Source organism: Gimesia aquarii (assembly GCF_007748175.1).
Lineage (GTDB): Bacteria > Planctomycetota > Planctomycetia > Planctomycetales > Planctomycetaceae > Gimesia > Gimesia aquarii_A.
Genome location: NZ_CP037422.1, coordinates 902,218 through 920,211 on the forward strand (window position 1 = coordinate 902,218; position 17,994 = coordinate 920,211).

Annotated in this window: 16 protein-coding genes; 12 read left to right on the forward strand and 4 right to left on the reverse strand. The window is 45.1% G+C overall.

From position 1 onward, the window contains the following. The first annotated feature begins 9 nt into the window (after positions 1–9). Positions 10–894, forward strand: coding sequence for a hypothetical protein (locus V202x_RS03670; RefSeq protein WP_145171311.1), 885 nt, complete (start codon positions 10–12; stop codon positions 892–894). 106 nt (positions 895–1,000) lie between these two features. On the opposite strand, the gene V202x_RS03675 is transcribed toward V202x_RS03670, so the two are convergent. Next, positions 1,001–2,008: a lysylphosphatidylglycerol synthase transmembrane domain-containing protein gene (locus V202x_RS03675; protein WP_197993207.1), complete on the reverse strand. Its 1,008-nt coding sequence runs from the start codon at positions 2,006–2,008 to the stop codon at positions 1,001–1,003. A 381-nt stretch (positions 2,009–2,389) separates the two neighbouring features. Here V202x_RS03675 and V202x_RS03680 point away from each other — a divergent pair, with 381 nt between their 5' ends. Then, the gene (locus V202x_RS03680) at positions 2,390–2,707 is read left to right on the forward strand and encodes a hypothetical protein (protein WP_145171316.1); all 318 of its coding nucleotides are present in this window, start codon (positions 2,390–2,392) and stop codon (positions 2,705–2,707) included. A 21-nt stretch (positions 2,708–2,728) separates the two neighbouring features. Here the strand turns inward: V202x_RS03680 and V202x_RS03685 are convergent, their stop codons facing one another. Further along, positions 2,729–4,339, reverse strand: a complete 1,611-nt coding sequence (locus V202x_RS03685; RefSeq protein WP_145171318.1) for an AAA family ATPase — start codon at positions 4,337–4,339, stop codon at positions 2,729–2,731. A gap of 448 nt (positions 4,340–4,787) precedes the next feature. Here V202x_RS03685 and asnB point away from each other — a divergent pair, with 448 nt between their 5' ends. From asnB to V202x_RS03725, 8 genes are all read left to right on the forward strand, one after another. Next, complete coding sequence (asnB, locus tag V202x_RS03690; RefSeq protein WP_145171320.1) at positions 4,788–6,761, forward strand: asparagine synthase (glutamine-hydrolyzing); 1,974 nt, start codon at positions 4,788–4,790, stop codon at positions 6,759–6,761. Between the two features lie 49 nt (positions 6,762–6,810). After that, positions 6,811–7,068, forward strand: a complete 258-nt coding sequence (locus V202x_RS03695) for an acyl carrier protein (protein ID WP_145171322.1) — start codon at positions 6,811–6,813, stop codon at positions 7,066–7,068. Between the two features lie 19 nt (positions 7,069–7,087). Beyond that, a complete protein-coding gene (locus tag V202x_RS03700; protein ID WP_145171324.1) occupies positions 7,088–8,644 on the forward strand; it encodes a class I adenylate-forming enzyme family protein in 1,557 nt (518 codons plus the stop codon). A gap of 80 nt (positions 8,645–8,724) precedes the next feature. After that, positions 8,725–9,726, forward strand: a complete 1,002-nt coding sequence (nadE, locus tag V202x_RS03705) for an NAD(+) synthase (protein ID WP_145171326.1) — start codon at positions 8,725–8,727, stop codon at positions 9,724–9,726. A gap of 31 nt (positions 9,727–9,757) precedes the next feature. Continuing rightward, positions 9,758–10,756, forward strand: coding sequence for a polysaccharide deacetylase family protein (locus V202x_RS03710; RefSeq protein ID WP_197993208.1), 999 nt, complete (start codon positions 9,758–9,760; stop codon positions 10,754–10,756). Between the two features lie 348 nt (positions 10,757–11,104). Next, on the forward strand, positions 11,105–11,710 hold the full coding sequence (gene rpsD / locus V202x_RS03715; RefSeq protein WP_145171330.1) for a 30S ribosomal protein S4: 606 nt from the start codon (positions 11,105–11,107) through the stop codon (positions 11,708–11,710). Between the two features lie 220 nt (positions 11,711–11,930). Further along, complete coding sequence (locus V202x_RS03720; protein WP_145171332.1) at positions 11,931–12,545, forward strand: adenylate kinase family protein; 615 nt, start codon at positions 11,931–11,933, stop codon at positions 12,543–12,545. 162 nt (positions 12,546–12,707) lie between these two features. Beyond that, positions 12,708–14,108 (forward strand): sulfatase, encoded by a 1,401-nt coding sequence (locus V202x_RS03725; RefSeq protein ID WP_145180347.1) that lies wholly within the window; start codon positions 12,708–12,710, stop codon positions 14,106–14,108. A 48-nt stretch (positions 14,109–14,156) separates the two neighbouring features. Here V202x_RS03725 and V202x_RS03730 read toward each other — a convergent pair whose 3' ends face one another. Next, entirely contained in the window at positions 14,157–14,654 is a 498-nt protein-coding gene (locus tag V202x_RS03730) for a hypothetical protein (RefSeq protein WP_145171334.1), read from the reverse strand. 26 nt (positions 14,655–14,680) lie between these two features. Further along, on the reverse strand, positions 14,681–15,502 hold the full coding sequence (locus V202x_RS03735; protein WP_145171336.1) for a hypothetical protein: 822 nt from the start codon (positions 15,500–15,502) through the stop codon (positions 14,681–14,683). 283 nt (positions 15,503–15,785) lie between these two features. Here V202x_RS03735 and V202x_RS03740 point away from each other — a divergent pair, with 283 nt between their 5' ends. Then, complete coding sequence (locus V202x_RS03740) at positions 15,786–17,087, forward strand: carcinine hydrolase/isopenicillin-N N-acyltransferase family protein (protein WP_145171338.1); 1,302 nt, start codon at positions 15,786–15,788, stop codon at positions 17,085–17,087. A gap of 63 nt (positions 17,088–17,150) precedes the next feature. Beyond that, positions 17,151–17,936 carry a BPL-N domain-containing protein gene (locus V202x_RS03745; protein WP_145171340.1) on the forward strand — a complete coding sequence of 262 codons (786 nt, stop codon included), beginning with the start codon at positions 17,151–17,153 and terminating at the stop codon, positions 17,934–17,936. The last annotated feature ends 58 nt before the right edge of the window (positions 17,937–17,994 follow it).

Here is a 17,994-nt window from a genome sequence, read left to right on the forward strand (position 1 = left end):
AGTCAAAAGATGCGAAATGCTGCTCGCTTCGCCAGGTTGAGTTCAGGATTGCTATGTCTCCTCTTTCTCTTTTTTGAGTTACAGCAAGCAGTTTGTGGTGTGATTTATGTCGATAATCGTCTTGGCAATAATACCCTAAACGGAATTGCTCCAAAGATTGTGGATGGACAGAATGGCCCTGTGAAAACCATCACACGTGCGATTCAATATGCCAAACAAGGAGATAAAATCATTCTGGCAAACAATGAAACTCCTTACTTTGAGTCGTTAAGCCTCTCTGGTAAACGATTCAGTGGACTCGGAAAAGAGAAATTTACGATCTTAGGAAACGGCGCGATTATTAGTGGCGCGATCCAAATCCCCCCCAAAGGTTGGAGACAATCAGAAAACGGACTATGGAAAGTCACTCCCTTTCGAAAAGGCTTTTTTAATCTTTATCACAACGGAAAAAGACTGCCTGAATATCGGCCCGCCGAGAATCAAGATGCGGAACTGGATAAAATTCTTCCTGGAAACTGGGCCGTTCATCGAGGTGCCATCTATTATCGTGCCTTAAAAAATCAAATACCTCCCACGGAATCATTTACTCTCGCGGGGAAATCGGTCGGACTGACTTTGATTGACATTGATGGCTTACAGATCTCTGATTTGACATTTGAAAAGTTCAGGATGGATGGGATCAACATTCATGATCGCTGTAAGAATATCGTTTTGGAAAATGTAACCTGCATAGAAAACGGACGCTGTGGACTTTCGGTCAATGGGACATCGCAGGTGAAAGTAATCGACTCAATGTTAATCAACAATCGCATCGATGATCTATTAATTACTGAGCAGGCAGTCGCTGACCTCAGGAAAACAGAACTCAGTAAAAAAGCTTCGGTCTCCGAGTAGCGATTTCACAATTTAATCACATTCAAGATTTTGATCGTCTCTGATGTTTGTATCAATTAACCTTGGATCACACTCAATACTAGCTCAATCCAGATGCTTTTGTGTGTTAAATACCTTCAAGCTCATCTAGTTCTTTTTCTGCTTCCTTTTCTGCTTCGCTCAATTTCAGACCTTCACGATTTGAAAAATACAATCCGATGAGCGTGACGGGAATATATTGCGAAAGCTGATAATAGACTGATGCGGCAAACGCGTCGGCCTTGGAAACCCCAAATGCCTGCAAACTGATCCAGAAACAGAGTTGAATCACTCCAAAGAAGCCCGGAGTGGAAGGAACCGTCACACCAAATGCTGTTACTCCCAGAACAACAAACGCCGCCAGGGGAGTCACTTGGACATCAAAACTCCAAAGTGCGACTAGAATACTCAGCCCGTTCAACGTCCACTGTGCAAACGAAGTCCAGATAATCCCGAATGTCAACCGTTTACTTTTCATTGACGCCATTCCGTGTGCACCCGATCTCATCATTTCCAAAACGAGATGTGTTAGTTTCTCTGGCAGAAAGCGTAGATAGCTGAAGATTTTTCTAAATAGTCCTATTACGGTATCTGTCCAGATTAGATAGGCGGAAAGGAAAATGACCGCCAATAAAGTCATCATTGCTAATACGATGCTGCCAGTTCGATAGTCATCCGGTAGATTCGGAGCAAAATAAACCCCGACTCCCAGGAAACACAAAATCGCAATAATATCAAATAGTCGTTCCAGAACCACCGTTGACAAGACCGTTGTCTTTGGAATCTGAAACTGCTTGCTAAGCACATATACACGTAAGAACTCACCAAGATGTGCAGGCAGAATGTTGTTACCCATGAAGCCGATCATCATTGCGGGGGTGACTTGTTTTGCAGAAAGCGGCTTGATCGGTTCCAATAACATTCCCCAGCGTAGTGCCTTCAACCAGTAGAAGACAAACAGTATCAGTAGTAAGATAGGCAATGTCCAGAAGTTAGCATCTCGAAAGCTTGCTTTGATTTGCTCAACATCAATGCCCCAGACGGCAGCTGCCAGACAGGCTACCGTAATGATGACTCCTACAGTCAGCTTGATCAACTTCGATTTATTAATGTGACAACTCCCGAGACCACTTAACGTATTAATAATTATTTGTAAGACAGAATGGTTTTATCTGATTGCAGAAAATAATCATACATTAACCGGACTTCTGCAACTATCAAACGAAGATCTCCAGATCACGAATTCTTACCATTTTACCAACGTCTATATTTTTCAGCATGAATTTTTTACAATGTTCATACCTTTCTGCTAAAACCTATTGCCAACTTAATAAGAGAACTTTATCCTTCGTCTCCTCTTCGTCGGGTTCATCAGATTTGAATGAGTTCGATTCATAATGAGAGAAGACTACCCCTAAAGATTCCCGTTTGGATTACAGGAAATTTTATCAAGGGATTGATTACAAGGAGCTCACGGATGAGCATTTTAAAGATTTATTACCCGGAAGATACGCACCCCCAGCCTTCCACTTCTGTGGATACTCCCCCCTCAATGATTCTTCCGTTTGAAAAAAGAGGTTCCCTTAAAAAACCTCGTTTTCAACAACAGGATTGGGTCTTGAATCGTGCCCGAACGATTTTCAAGAATCAAAAGTGCCCTGATTGCAGTAGTTCTGCTGTGGCACCATTAGAACTACGCGATGGTTTGCTCAACCGCAAGAACCGTCTTATACCTGGTACTTCAACTGTGGTTGGTTTTCGATGTGAGTCTTGTGATACGGAATGGCCAGCTTAAACGCCAATCTAACAAACCCGCTCACATCACCGAGAAGTAATTTTCGACCGCGAAGTCAAATGCTTCAGGAGTTAATTTCTTGTGCTTCTGTTTGTAGACACAGAAATTTTTCACCTGGAGTAACAGGTCTCGTGGCTGACAGGCACGAAACGGTCGATTGACGGCTTTATAATGTTGATCAACCAAATATTGATATGCGGTTTCATCAAATTGAAATCCCATCAAGGGTGCCATCAATTCAAAGAGTGCTCGAAATTCCTCTTCTGAGGGATCGAGGGCTTCAATCTTATAGGGGATACGGCGTAAAAACGCTGCATCCACAAGATCTTTCGGTTCCAGATTCGTAGAAAAGATAATGAGCTGATCAAAGGGAACTTGGATTTTTTTGCCACTGGGAAGATTCAAAAAGTCATAACGTTTTTCCAATGGAACAATCCAACGATTCAATAATTCATCGACGGGCATTCTCTGACGTCCAAAGTCGTCAATCACAAAAGTACCACAGTTACTTTTCAGTTGCAGCGGTGCTTCACAAATTTTTGTTTGTGGATTTTGTGTAATTTCCAGTTCACGCATGGTTAATTCACCACCGGCGATCACGGTCGGACGAATGATTTGCACCCAACGTTGATCAATACCTGAGAGATCAAAAAGGCTTTCAGAATCACTTTCCTGCGTTACTTCTTCATGCAAACCGGGATCAAAAATACGTATAATGTCTCCATCGACTCCCATACAACGGGGAATCCAGATCGTTGATCCGAATGCTTTTGTAATTCGTTCTGCAATACTGGTTTTACCATTACCGGCTTCACCGAACAAAAACATTCCTCTTCCAGAGTTAACAGCGGGCCCCAAGCGATCCAGCATTTTATGGTTGATAATCAAGTCGGAAAATGCTTCTTTTAAATCCTCTTCCGTTGCCTCTTGTTTAGCGATGCTCTGTGCCTCCATTGCCCGCAGGTAATCTTTAAAACTCACTGGAGCTGAACCAAAATAAGTGCACTCTTGTGTAAATCGTCGTGCACGTTCGCGTCCTAATTCTGTAATGGTAAACTCGTAATCACCCATTTCAGCAGTACCACCGAAGGCTACCAACTGGTCTTGCTTGGCACGTTTCAGAATCGGATCGACGATCCCAAACGGAAGTCTGATTTGTTGACAAATTTGCCGCCCCGTGCGAGTTCCCTTGGCGAGCAAAAACTTGAGAATCAGACGCTCAATTTCGTCCAGTGTCAACCCGGTATCTTCCAGTGTTTCCGGACACTGAGGAATGAACTTCCCATGCTGCTCATCAGAATCTCCCGTTAAAAGAGACTGTACTCGATTGAACAGTTGACTGAGGTGCTCACTTTTACCAACGACATGCATCGGCTCTGAAGGTTCCGTTTGCGACGGAGGCGCTGTTGCTCTCGTACTATTTGGGACTTCAGAAATTTGATCATCTGTTGTTAATTCTTCTGTGTTGGTGCTCTCTTCAGAATCACCAGTGGCAGTCAGGTTAAGCATGCTCAACGAAGCAAGCAACTCTTCGGTATTGACTGCATTAGAAGCAATATCGCCTAGTTTTTTGGAGTCCTTCTGATCGAGAAGGGACTTTAATGCATCAGAATCGGGAGCTTTAGCTGACATTTTCTGTTCACACTCAGTTGATTGCCCTGAAATAAGTAATCCCGCAACCCCGATCAATCAAGCTGACAAAAGGAATTTGTCAAATGTGATCAAGATATAAAACTCATGCACATCTTGTTGGGTGCGAGAAAGCTTAGGTCATATAACTCACGAGTCAAATTGTTTCGGATAATCGATAAAATTCAAAACATCTACATACATCTATGCAAAGTCTCTTTCATGCTACATTCCAAAACCGGATTTCGATCACCGTTACGATCAGACAGTTTGTGCCGTTCATACCGGTTAATCATCAAAAGGAAGACATGCCCGTATCTTTTTACGAACAACTGTGGCAACAAAGACATACGATTTGACTTGAATTTGACATGACCTAAATTTCTTTCGTAAGAGATATCGGTCTCTCTGCAGGCAAGGTCTATCTTTTAATAGCGTATTGGATCATCTAATGTGTGGAATTGCGGGAATCATTCAGTCTGACCGACATACCGTCAGTCAGGCCGAATTGCAGTCTATGATTGACATGCTCAGTCATAGAGGTCCTGATGCTTCAGGAATCAAAACATGCGGCACTGTTGGATTCGCGCATAGTCGTCTGAGTATTGTTGATCTGGCTGGTGGCGCACAACCGATGCAGTCTGCCGATGGAATGCTTTCCATTACATTCAATGGTGAAATCTATAATCACATCGAACTTCGAGCGCAACTTGCAAGCCGAGGCTATCAATTCCAGACCCATTCCGATACGGAAGTGATTCTGTATATGTACGCTGAATACGGTCCTGACTGTGTTCAACAGTTGAATGGACAATGGGCCTTTGCAATCCATGACGAACGACAACAGCAGGTTTTTCTGTCGCGCGATCGTATGGGAATTCGGCCACTTGTTTATACACAGACACCATCACGATTCATTTTTGCTTCGGAAATCAAAGCACTGTTCACACTACCTGATGTGGAACGGAAAACAGACCTGACTGCGTTGAACCAGTTGTTTACGTTCTGGTCACCCCTTCCTCCACGAACATTTTTTGCGAACGTCTTCGAATTACCCCCTGCACACTCCATGATCGTCAAGAATGGTCAACTGAAAATCTGGCAATACTGGAAATTGGATTATAGTCCGAACGAAGAAACACGCTCACTCGATGATTGGGCTGAGGAACTGCGTGCTTTGCTGATTCATGCTACGCAGTTACGCTTACGTGCCGATGTTAATGTGGGTGCTTATTTAAGTGGCGGACTGGATTCATCCGTCACTTCAGCCATCATTCGAAACTACACCAATGCTCCCTTAAATACATTTTCCGTTGTATTTAATGACAAAGAGTACGATGAAAGCCGTTATCAACAGGAAATGATTCAGGAATTGGGAACCGAGCACCAAACCGTCTGCTGTTCCTACGAAGACATCGGACGAGTCTTTCCTCAAGTGATACAGCATACCGAAAAGCCAGTTCTGCGAACGGCTCCTGCCCCCATGTTCCTGCTGTCAAAGCTGGTACATGATAATCAGTTCAAAGTTGTGATGACCGGTGAAGGAGCTGATGAAATCCTGGGAGGTTACGATTTATTCAAAGAAACCAAAATCCGACGTTTCTGGAGTCGTCAACCCGATTCAAAAATTCGCCCCCTCCTGTTAAAGCGTCTTTATCCCTATATCAAAAATCTGCAGGCACAGTCCCCCGCTTATCTGAAAGCGTTCTTCAATATTCGTCCCGAAGATATTAACAGCCCGTTTTTCTCACATTTGCCGCGCTGGGAATTAACTTCCAAATTGAAAACATTTTTCAGCAACGATGTGAAACAACAAATGATAGACAACGATCCGTTATCAGACTTCTCAGACCAATTACCAGAACAGTTTTCAAAATGGCCATCATTCTGTCAGGCTCAGTTCCTCGAAACGGTCAACTTGATGCCGGGCTACATTTTATCCTCACAAGGTGATCGCATGGCGATGGGAAATTCAGTTGAAGGACGATTCCCGTTTCTGGACTACCGTGTGGTCGAATTTGCCGCGCGTATCCCCATTCGTTTTAAGATGAATGGACTAAATGAAAAGTACCTTCTGAAGTACGCGTTGCGTGACGTGATTCCTGAAAGTATTCGGCAACGTCCCAAACAACCTTATCGTGCGCCAGAAGCACATAGCTTCATTGACACAAAAAAACAGGCAGCCCGGTTCGAATACGTCGATCAACTCTTATCGACAAACAAACTGCAAGAAAACGGGTTGTTTAATCCAACCTCCGTACAACGTCTGGTAAAGAAAATCGAACAGGGTCGTGCGATCGGCACACGCGACAATATGGCACTGGTAGGAATTCTTTCTACACAACTCCTGGTCGAACATATGATTGACAAACAGCCAATTGCCTCTGGAAATAATGACCCTGCCATAATGAAGTTACTCGCATAAACAAATCACATGTTACTTTGATATTTATTAACTGAGAAAAGGATAGAAAATGAGTTCGATACAGTCTGAAGTTCGGGATTTTGTTGCAGAGAATTTTTTGTTCGACGAAAACCCTGAATCTTTAAACAACAATGATTCATTTCTCGAAACAGGTATTATCGATTCAACGGGTGTTCTGGAATTAGTCGCCTTTATTGAGGATAAATATTCTGTAGAAGTCGACGATGACGAATTGGTTCCTGAAAACCTGGACTCAATAGATCGGTTAATCACATTCATTGAATCCAAGCTGAAAGAATTAGCTTAATTTTTCAAGGAGCAGGTCGTTGTTACTGCAATCATTTCTAGAATACAGTGCCCAATTTGATCCCAATAAAATCGCGCTGATCGTTGATCAGAGGCGATACACCTATTTGGAGATAGAACAGCAAAGCAATCGACTCGCACATGCATTCTTGAAGCGAGGACTAAAGCGTGGCAACCGAGTTGTCATCCACCTGGATAATACACTCGAAGCCACTGTTGCTGTCTTTGCTGTTCTAAAAGCGGGAGGTGTCTTTGTGATGGTGAATCCCACCACAAAGATTGATAAGTTGACCTATGTTCTGAATAACTGTCAGGCACACGCGCTGATCATTCCCGATAAAAAACGTAACACGCTTTTTGAACACAGCGACCTGTTACCACATTTGAAAACAGTGATTACTGTCGGCTCTAACTCAGAGAGTAAAGCAAACAACGACCTGCAAATGCCGCAGTTTGATTCCTGGGTACAGCTTCAGGCTGAATTTGCAGATTGTATTACGCCACCACCCATTACTGCGATCAGTATCGATTTAGCAGCCCTGGTTTATACATCGGGTTCAACGGGAAATCCTAAAGGTGTGATGCTGACTCATCTCAACATGACATCTGCGGCACGTTCTATCACGACTTATTTAATGAATGAGTCGAATGACATAATTTTGAATGTACTTCCACTCTCATTTGATTACGGACTTTACCAGTTACTGATGGCGTTTCGTGTGGGCGCCACATTGGTACTGGAAAAATCGTTTACTTATCCACACGCTGTTTTACAGAGAATTATTGACGAAAAAGTGACCGGTTTTCCGCTGGTCCCCACCATGTCTGCCATTCTACTGAAAATGGATTTATCGAAGTACGATTTTTCCAAACTACGATATATCACGAATACCGGCGCTGCCTTGCCAACCGAGCATATTCTGACCTTCCGAAAACGTCTGCCACACGTGCAGATTTTTTCTATGTATGGTCTCACAGAATGCAAAAGGGTCTCTTACCTTCCTTTGGATCAGGTCGATATCAGGACCGGATCAGTGGGCATCGCCATGCCCGATACGGAAGTCTTTATTGTGGACGATGCGGGACATCGACTGCCACCGGAACATGTCGGCGAGCTAGTTGTACGCGGTGCCAACGTGATGAAAGGCTATTGGGAAGCTCCTGAACAGACGGCAGAACGCTTAAGACCAGCAGAGCTTCCCAATGAAATGTATCTCTACACTGGTGATTTATTCCGCATGGATAAAGAAGGCTATTTATATTTCGTCGGCAGACGAGATGACATCATCAAAAGTCGCGGCGAAAAAGTCAGTCCGAAAGAAGTTGAAAATGTGCTCTTTGCACATGAGCGTATTTCTGAAGCCGCCATCATGGGTGATCCTGATCCAGTTCTGGGGCAATCCATCCGGGCAATCATCACGCTGATGCCTGACCAGGAATTATCCGAAAAGGAAGCTCTAGCTTACTGTCGCAAACACCTCGAGGATTTTATGGTTCCCCAAAAAATTGAATTCCGCGACGAATTGCCTAAGTCACCCAACGGCAAAGTCGACAAAAAACAGTTAGTGCTTCCCTGAAACAGAATCAATAATGTAACGAAAAATAAATGACAATTTGCTAATTAAGATCGTCGGCAATCAAATAAGGAAACATAAAGATGAGCATCCAAACGAAAACATTCAGCCCAGAGTTACTCAACCTTGATTGTGCAGCTGAAACAGAGCGCATCGTTCAATGGATGCGAGAAACCGTTCGCAAAACAATGCGAAAAAAAGGAGCCGTACTGGGCTTATCGGGAGGCATTGACAGTAGTGTGGTAACAGCTCTTTGTGCGCGTGCTTTTGGGAAAGACCGTGTTTTGGGAATTATGATGCCTGAGCACGACACCAAAGATGAAAGCCTGACCTACGGACAATTACTGGCAGATCATTTTGATGTGGAAGCCATCGTCGAGAATATTTCTCCTATGCTACGAGGCGCAGGTTGTTATGAACGCCGCGATGCTGCCATCAAACAAGTGATTCCTGAATATGAACCAGACTGGAAGTCAAAAATTGTACTTCCCAATCTACTGGAGGAAGGCGGTTACCGCGTTTTTTCTGTTGTTGTACAAACTCCCTCGGGTGAACTCATTAAGAAACGTCTGCCTTTATCCGCCTATCAAACCATTGTGGCTGCGACAAACTTCAAACAACGTTGCCGCAAAATGATGGAATATTATCATGCGGATCGTTTGAATTACGCCGTACCTGGAACTCCGAATCGACTCGAATACGATCAGGGATTTTTTGTAAAAAATGGTGATGGTGCAGCTGACTTGAAACCGATTGCGCATCTCTACAAAACACAGGTCTATCAATTGGCTGCCTATCTCGATGTACCAGAGCTCATTTGCATGCGACCTCCCACAACTGATACTTATTCACTGGAACAATCGCAGGAAGAGTTCTACTTTGCTGTCTCTTATGACAAACTGGACTGCTGCCTTTATGGCTTAAATCATGGGTTTTCTGCCGAAGCAGTCGCAGAGGGAATCGGCTTGCCGACAGAACAGGTGAAACTTGTTTACGGCGATATCGAATCCAAGCGAAAAGCCAGTCGCTATTTACATATGTCACCTCAAATCATTGAACCAGTTTTAGTAGACACAACAGTTTAGCGTGACGATTTTGGAAAAAGGAAGCCGGATTGTGAGTAAAAAAGAATTACTAGCCAAGGCATTAGACTGGACCGGGTTAAACAGACTCGCGCGCACAACTCCGCTCTGGAATGGGCTGATTGTTCTGAACTACCATCGGGTGGGTGAGAGTAATGGATCATTATTTGATCATGATCTCTGGAGCGCCTCTGCTGAAAGTTTCGAACAACAGGTTCGTTTTCTAGGATTAAACTATGACCTGATTCGTTTTCGGGATTTGGACGACCTCTGGAATCAGAAACGTGGCCGCTATGTTTTGATCACATTCGATGATGGTTATCGAGACAATTACGAATGGGCTTTTCCCATTCTCAAAGCTCACAATTCCTCCGCCACCTTCTTTTTAACAACAGGATTTCTTGACGAACGAAAGTTGGCCTGGTGGGATGAAATTTCCTGGATGGTGCGCTGCGCCTCTCAAACAGTAATTCCTGAGAATCCATGGACAGAGGAATCTGTCTCACTAAAATCAAACGAAGTAGATCGGTCTATAAAAACATTACTGAGCGTTTTCAAAAAGCTGCCAGGAAAGAAAACCGAAGACTATCTGAACTTTCTGGCAGAGGCGACAGGATCGGGGCGCTGTCCTCAAGATATCGCAGATCAAATCTGGATGACCTGGGACATGGTTCGCGAAATGCATCACGCTAGCATGGACTTTGGCGGCCATACGGTAAATCATCCCATTCTGGCAAATCATCCCGAAGAAGTACAACGGCACGAAATTGAAACCTGCAAACAAAGAATCGAAACGGAAATCGGCCAAAGGATTTCCGCCTTTAGTTATCCAGTCGGAGGCAAAGATTGTTTTAACGAGCAAACCAGAGTCTGCCTGGAACAAGCTGGCTACCGTTGGGGCTTTAGCTATTACGGCGGGTTTTCTCGCCTCGACTCTTATGACAATCTTGATATTCCACGCATTGCAGTCGAGTCCGAAGAACCAGACGAACTGTTTCGGGCCTCGGTTTCGGTTCCACAAGTCTTCTGTTAAACACAAACTATACAAACAGACCCATAGATCGCCTGATCCCTCTGTGAAGCATTCACGCCCTCATCATTCTTTGCTGATATTTTCCGAGAATTTGTGATCCTTCAGTCCAGTTGGTTGACGATTCTGGCCTAATTTGCGATAACAGCGGACCGCTTTAAAGGTTGTGGTACGCGCGACATCGTGACGAATATCATAATCCTGATCGCTATCTCGATTCTGGTCCTCTTGGCTACCATGTGTAAACTGTTATTAGAAAATAGTTTATATCGACCAGAGTTTAATAATAAGTCTTTGCCGTTCAACAAGTAGATTATACGGCGACACTGATTAATGTGGGAGAAACACTGAATGGGTCGTTATACAGGACCAAAGGGACGAGTAAACCGCCGCTTAGGAGCGTTGGTTTTTGAAGATGCGGGTGCAACACGTGCATTAGACAATCGAAATCTTCCCCCCGGAATGTCACAGCGTCGCCGGAAGGCTTCCAACTATGGTCTGGCCTTAATCGAAAAGCAGAAGATTAAATTCTACTATGGTTTGCGTGAGCGTCAGTTGCGTCGCTACTTCGACAAAGCGCGCCGCACCAAGGGCAACACCGGTGAAGAGCTTTTGATTCTCTGTGAACGGCGCCTGGATAATGTCGTCTGTCGTGCTGGCTTTGCCATGACGCGTCCGCAAGCACGTCAGGGGATTGTCCACTCACACTTCCAGTTAAATGGACAAACTGTGAATAAACCTTCCATCTGGGTGAAACCAGGTGATGTGATTTCTGTCCGAAACCGTCCTAACCTCAAAAAGCTCTATGGTGAGCTAGTGGAATCAGGCCGTCCTGGCTGTGCCTGGATCACACTGGATAAAAAAGCGTTAGAAGCAAATGTTGTCACAGCTCCTGGCTTTGAAGATGTCAGCCTGCCCGTTGACGTTGGTCAGGTCGTGGCTCTGATTTCTCGTTAAGGGAATCGAACGAATCAATTTAACACTCCGAAAAGCGTTTTGGTTTTCGGAGTGTTTTTATTTACCTTCTTTAATAACTTCCCCTCAGTGGGGTGAGAATTCATTTACAAGACGTTATTGTAATCAAAATCTTCTGGTTATTATTTTCTGAATGATTATGCAGTAACCGCTGTGGTTGCTGAACCATATAATTTCGGCCTTGAAACAAAGAGGCATACCCATGGCGACGGAACGTCGAAAAGCCGTCCTACTGTTTGGTGCTCCTGGAGTTGGTAAAGGAACGCAGGGAAGAATTCTCGGACAAATTCCCGGGTTCTTTCACCTCTCAAGTGGAGATGTCTTTCGCTCCATCGATATTGAATCTCCTGAAGGTCAGGAAATTTATAAATACAGCTCTCGTGGAGATTTAGTTCCTGATGAACTCAGTATCCGCATCTGGAAACAGGGACTCGACGCCCGCGCTACCCTCTCGCTTTATAAGCCAAGCAAAGACATTCTCATTCTGGATGGAATTCCCAGAAATATTCAACAGGCAAAAATACTGGAAGAACACATTGAGGTTCTAAAAGTATTACACCTGACCTGTAGCGATGAAGAGGAAATGATCCACCGTATCCGTCATCGTGCGATTCGTGAAAACCGGGCTGATGACGCGAATGAAAAAGTGATCAGGCACCGTTTTGAAGTCTATCGCGAAGAATCGTCACAAGTCCTGAGTTGCTACCCCGATGAGATCATTGCACATCTTGACGCCATTGGCTCGCCTGCTGGTGTATTATATGCCTGTCTGGAACATCTGGTTCCCGTACAGGATGCTCACTTTCGCGGGGAGTAAACTGAATCGACCATTGAAAAATAGAGCCACACTCAGTTAAGGTAGATGAGATAGTTTATCTCGAACCCTTTTCCAGAGGACAGGCTCATGCTCAGTTTTGTAATACGATCTTCCAGACTGTCGAATCCAAAACGATTACCCGGCTTCTGTCTGCTGCTGACTATGATTGCCATTCTGAGCATGCAATCGGCGACCGCTATCGCACGCCCCCCCAAAGATCACCCTAATGTCGTGATTATCTTCACCGACGACCAGGGCTATCAGGATGTCGGCGTGTTCGGATCACCCAATATCAAAACTCCCAACCTTGATCAAATGGCAAAAGAGGGGGTTCGGTTTACCGACTTTTATGCAGCCCAGGCGGTCTGCTCTGCTTCTCGTGTCGCGTTGCTCACCGGCTGCTATCCGAACCGCGTGGGCATTGGTGGTGCACTCGGCCCCCAGTCCAAGATCGGGATCAACGCCGAAGAAACCACCATTGCTGAAGTCGTCAAACCGGAAGGCTACGCAACCGCTATCTACGGGAAATGGCACTTGGGTCACCTCCCGGAATTTCTGCCCACCAGACATGGCTTCGATGATTATTTCGGCCTCCCCTACTCCAACGATATGTGGCCCTTCCATCCGACTGCCGGAAAACGCTTTCCCGATCTGCCATTAATGGAAAATGAAACCATTATCAATCCGAAAGTCACCGGCAAAGAACAGGCACAACTCACAACCTGGTACACCGAACGAGCGGTCGCCTTCATCAACCAAAATCACGATAAACCATTTTTCCTCTACGTCCCCCATTCCATGCCCCATGTTCCGTTGTTTGTCAGCGAGAAATTTAAAGGCAAATCGGAGCAAGGACTCTATGGTGATGTGATCATGGAAATCGACTGGTCCGTCGGTCAAATTCGTCAGGCACTCAAAGAGAACGGTCTTGAGAAAAATACCCTCATCATTTTCACATCAGACAATGGCCCCTGGCTTTCCTACGGCGATCATGCCGGCTCTGCCTTACCGTTACGAGAAGGCAAAGGCACCGCTTGGGATGGCGGCCAGCGCGAACCCTGTATCATGGCCTGGCCTGGACAGATCCCCGCTGGCTCGGTCTGTAATCAAATGGCGATGACGATTGACCTCCTGCCCACGATTGCTTACCTGACAGGTGGAAAAGTACCAAACGACCGCATTATCGATGGTAAAAATATCTGGCCCTTAATGAGCGGAGAAAAGGGAGCAAAATCTCCACATGAAGCCCTGCTCTTTTACTGGGGCAGGCACTTAAACGCCGTCCGTAGCGGCAAATGGAAACTACACTTCCCGCACCCCTACCGCAGCCTGAAAGACAAACCCGGCAGCGGTGGAACACCCGGTCGTTATGTTCAAAAGAAAACCGGCCTGGCTTTGTACGATCTCAGCAATGACATCAGCGAAAGTAAAAACGTGGCCAACCAGAATCCGGAAGTCGTCAAACGTCTGAGCGCTCTCGCAGAAAAAGCCCGCGAAGACCTCGGCGACTCCGGCACCAAACGCAAAGGGAAAAACAACCGTCAACCTGGTCGTGTTGATTAAAAAAACAGTATAGAAACAGGCTCTTCCCTATCAACTGAGGAGTGGAATTCAAGGTTCCGTAGCAAGGACGACCAACTCCGAACGATTTGTCCCTACTTCACGAAAATTCCCCAGCATGCGTTCCCCTCTTTCATCATCGCTAAAATCGATTACCAACTTAATCGACTGACTCGGCAGAACCGAGTATTTCTTCTTACCAAAACAACACCAGTCATAGCGCGATTTTCGCCATAATCCCCTCCTGAAAACTTCCTGATACAATCGGATCCTCTCTGGCTCTGCGATATCATCTGATCCTCTCGCATAATACTCCAAGGTTGTTTTTCCAGTATTTTTCACAATGACGTGGACTTCGTCCTTTACAGGTTTTCTCGAAACTATTTGTGGACGATTCTTTAATGGCAGAGTTCCCTGAAAAAATTCTCTGCGCCATGCAGGATCCGGAGGCTGCTCTGGAGGAATCGTCAAACGAACTCTCGTATTCTCTGCAGCACCATCAGAAATAAGACTGAAGCAAAAGATAGGAATCAGAAGAAGAGGGATCATTTTTCTCATAGGTACCTCGCAACTCATCAATGTTCAGTCGCTTCACATTTTCGCACAGCATCACAATCATGTGCAGCAATCAACATTGCAAGATCACGAAACGTTTGAAGTTCAGACGGCAGTGGATTCACTCGGTGTTTGTATAGCGATGTAACATGCCTGACACAAAATCCGACTATGATCATCACAATTTGGTAAGTAAAATCTTGAGTCATGGCCGTTGCAATAGTTGCAAGCATCATGCCCAAAAAAAACAAACCACAACCGTATTCATCAACACGACTCCAGAAAGAAGATAGTTTGAGAATACGATACTCAGTCATCCAGTTCAACTGAGACCAAAAATATTCTAGCTTATACCCACGTAAAACATCGATAATTTTTGTGCTAGGCCCAAAGCAATTCGATTCTTCAATAACGTCTTTTGTAATTTGCTGTAACCCATAGAAAACCCCGGCAGGTCGGCATTCTTTATTGATGACCACAGGCTGAAACAAAACAGCAGTGGCTCTTTTTTCAATGAATCGTACTAATGCAGCGAACGTAAAATGGGGAGCGATCTCTCTTTCCCATTCTTCTAAACAACGAATTGGTTCCTGGATTCCCAATTCTTTCTTCCATTCTTCAATTGAACACTCAAAGCCAAAATACTTTGCCAAGTCAGAAAATAAATCAGGGAGTGCAGAAATGACTTCATCAAGGTCATCGTCATCCCATCCATTATCATAGGTTATCTGCAGATCAATCCGCTTGTCCAAGTCGATTTGCCTACCACTTCCAAATCTGTATTTCCAAAACTCACGTAAGCCATAGAGAATTTGATCCTCAGTATATCTAACCGCCTGCATCGAATTACCTCTATAATTATTCAATCTCGGGATTCTGTTAATCACCTCACTTAAGCATAAAGTAAATCACTCATTTTTTGTAGAACATTTTCTTCAGCCACCTGATTGCTAATAAAATTTTTTGCGGTATTACAAAATCAACGCTAATATGTAGATTTCATGCATGTTGCTTCTAAGCCCTTGAGTTCGCTTGAGATAGAAACACTTACAATACAAAATATTCATTCTAATTTGATTACATCTGAAAACCTTCAGCAATCCCTGCCACAAGGATACTCAAAGTATGCACGCCAACGGCTCTCACTTTATCCACATCCTCTTTGCCGCTACGCTCGCCTTTCAATTGATCCCTAAAACCACTGAGGCTTGTACCACGGCCGTCATCAGTGGCAAAGCCACCGTTGATGGGCGTCCTCTGCTTTGGAAGAACCGTGATACTTCGAATATTCACAACGAAGTTGTACTGTTTAAAGAAGGGACTCTGCGCGCGATAGGAGTGGTCAATGCCGGTAGCCGCAAATCGATTTTTATGGGTGTGAATGAAGCCGGGTTCTGTATCGAAAATTCACTGAGTAAAGATCTGCGCGATTCCGATAAGACCAAAGGCGACACCAATGGCCGTTTCATGAAACGTGCCCTGGAAACCTGTAAGACAGTCGCCGATTTCAAAAAGTTACTTGAACAAACGAACCAAACAGGCCGCCGCACCGCAGCGAATTTTGGTGTCATCGATGCAGAGGGAAGCGCCGCGCTGTTTGAGACAGGGCCAAAAACCTACACCATGTTTGACGTAAATGATCCTGCTGATGCCCCGAACGGCTATATTGTACGTTCCAACTTCTCTACCACAGCCCAGGAGCTGCCAACCAATCCGACTAAAAAGCAGCTGGCCAGCATTTACTCTGCAGATCGCTACATCCAGGCATGCTCGCGTTTTGAATCTCAAAAAAATTCAGGAATCTCTCTCAACTATGTAATCCGTAATCTGACACGTGACCTCTCGACCAAGAACGGCAAGCCTTACCCCGGTTCTGTGAATGGGGTTGCGAAACCATTACCGGCCACGATTTCTACAAAGAACACCATCAGCCGCGCGACAACGGTCTCAGCGGTGGTATTTCAAGGTGTTAAACCTGGAGAGAATCCAGGGCTGACTACCATGTGGACAATTCTCGGTAACCCCAGTTTTTCTCTCGCTGTTCCTTGTTGGGTTAATATTCAAGAAGTTGCTGACCCACTCACAGGCAACAAAGGAGGCGCGCTTGGTGAAATCGCGATTACTCTTCGAAGCTGGAGCAAAACGGCAGATGGCAAAAAGATCAACACGGAATACCTGCCAGGAATCTGGAATGATCTCTGGCCTCAAGAAGATCAAATTCTCAAGTTGACTTCACAGTCACAAGAGAAATGGAGAAAACAAGGTGTTTCAGATCACACCTTAACCTGTTTCCATAAAAAAATGACGATGCTGGCAATGAAGGCCATGCAGCAGGAACTCCGCGAAATGAAACAAGCGGCGCTCTCACTACCAGCTCCGGCACCGCCGCGTTTTGCTCCTGTCAAAAAAACTATTGTGGTTCCATAATAAAAACAAGAGACGTAAATCATAACACTTTGAGAGTATATTAAAATAATAAGGATTCTAACCATGAGTCGTGTCCCACTCTGCCTTTTACGTATTTGCTTAGTGTTGATCACAGGATTCACCAGCGCCAGTACTTGGGCAGACGATGTTCCTTCCTCACAGACAACAAAACCAGTGCGCGTGGCGATATATGACTTTCCGAAGTCCGGCTCAACTGGTCCCGAGCACCTGATGAAGTTTCTGACTCCTACCTATGGTTTTCAGAGTACGATCGTTAGTCCTGACGAAATTCGCGATGGGGCGCTTCAGAATTATGATGTCCTCATCTGCCCCGGCGGTAGTGGAAGTCGTCAAGCCAAAGAACTTAAGGAAGAGGGTCGCGCTGCCGTCCGTAAGTTTGTACGTAATGGGGGCGGCTATGTGGGAATCTGCGCGGGTGCCTATCTTGCTTCGACTCATTACACGTGGTCACTGGGAGTCATCAATGCGCGAGTCTGGGATCGAGCACACTGGGCACGAGGAAAAAATCAGGTTTCCATCAGTTTAACTCCCTCAGGGCGTGAAGTGCTCAGTAAATCAAAAGAAAAATATGACATCTATTATGCAAACGGACCGCTACTGGTTCCCGACAATCAACCGAATCTCCCCGGCTACGAAGTGCTAGCCAAATATGATACTGAAGTCGCCCGCAACGGAGCTCCTCAACACGCCATGGTCGACACTCACGCCATCATCCGCTCTAAATTCGGAGCAGGCCGCGTAATCTGCTTTAGCCCTCATGCCGAAATGAAGAACGGCCCTAAGTCCTTAGTCGCCTCCGGTGTCTACTGGGCTTCGAATGCTGAATAAGATCGCTCGTAACTTAACTCTGTTACATTATTATACTGTTCGTTTCGTTCTGCTCTCG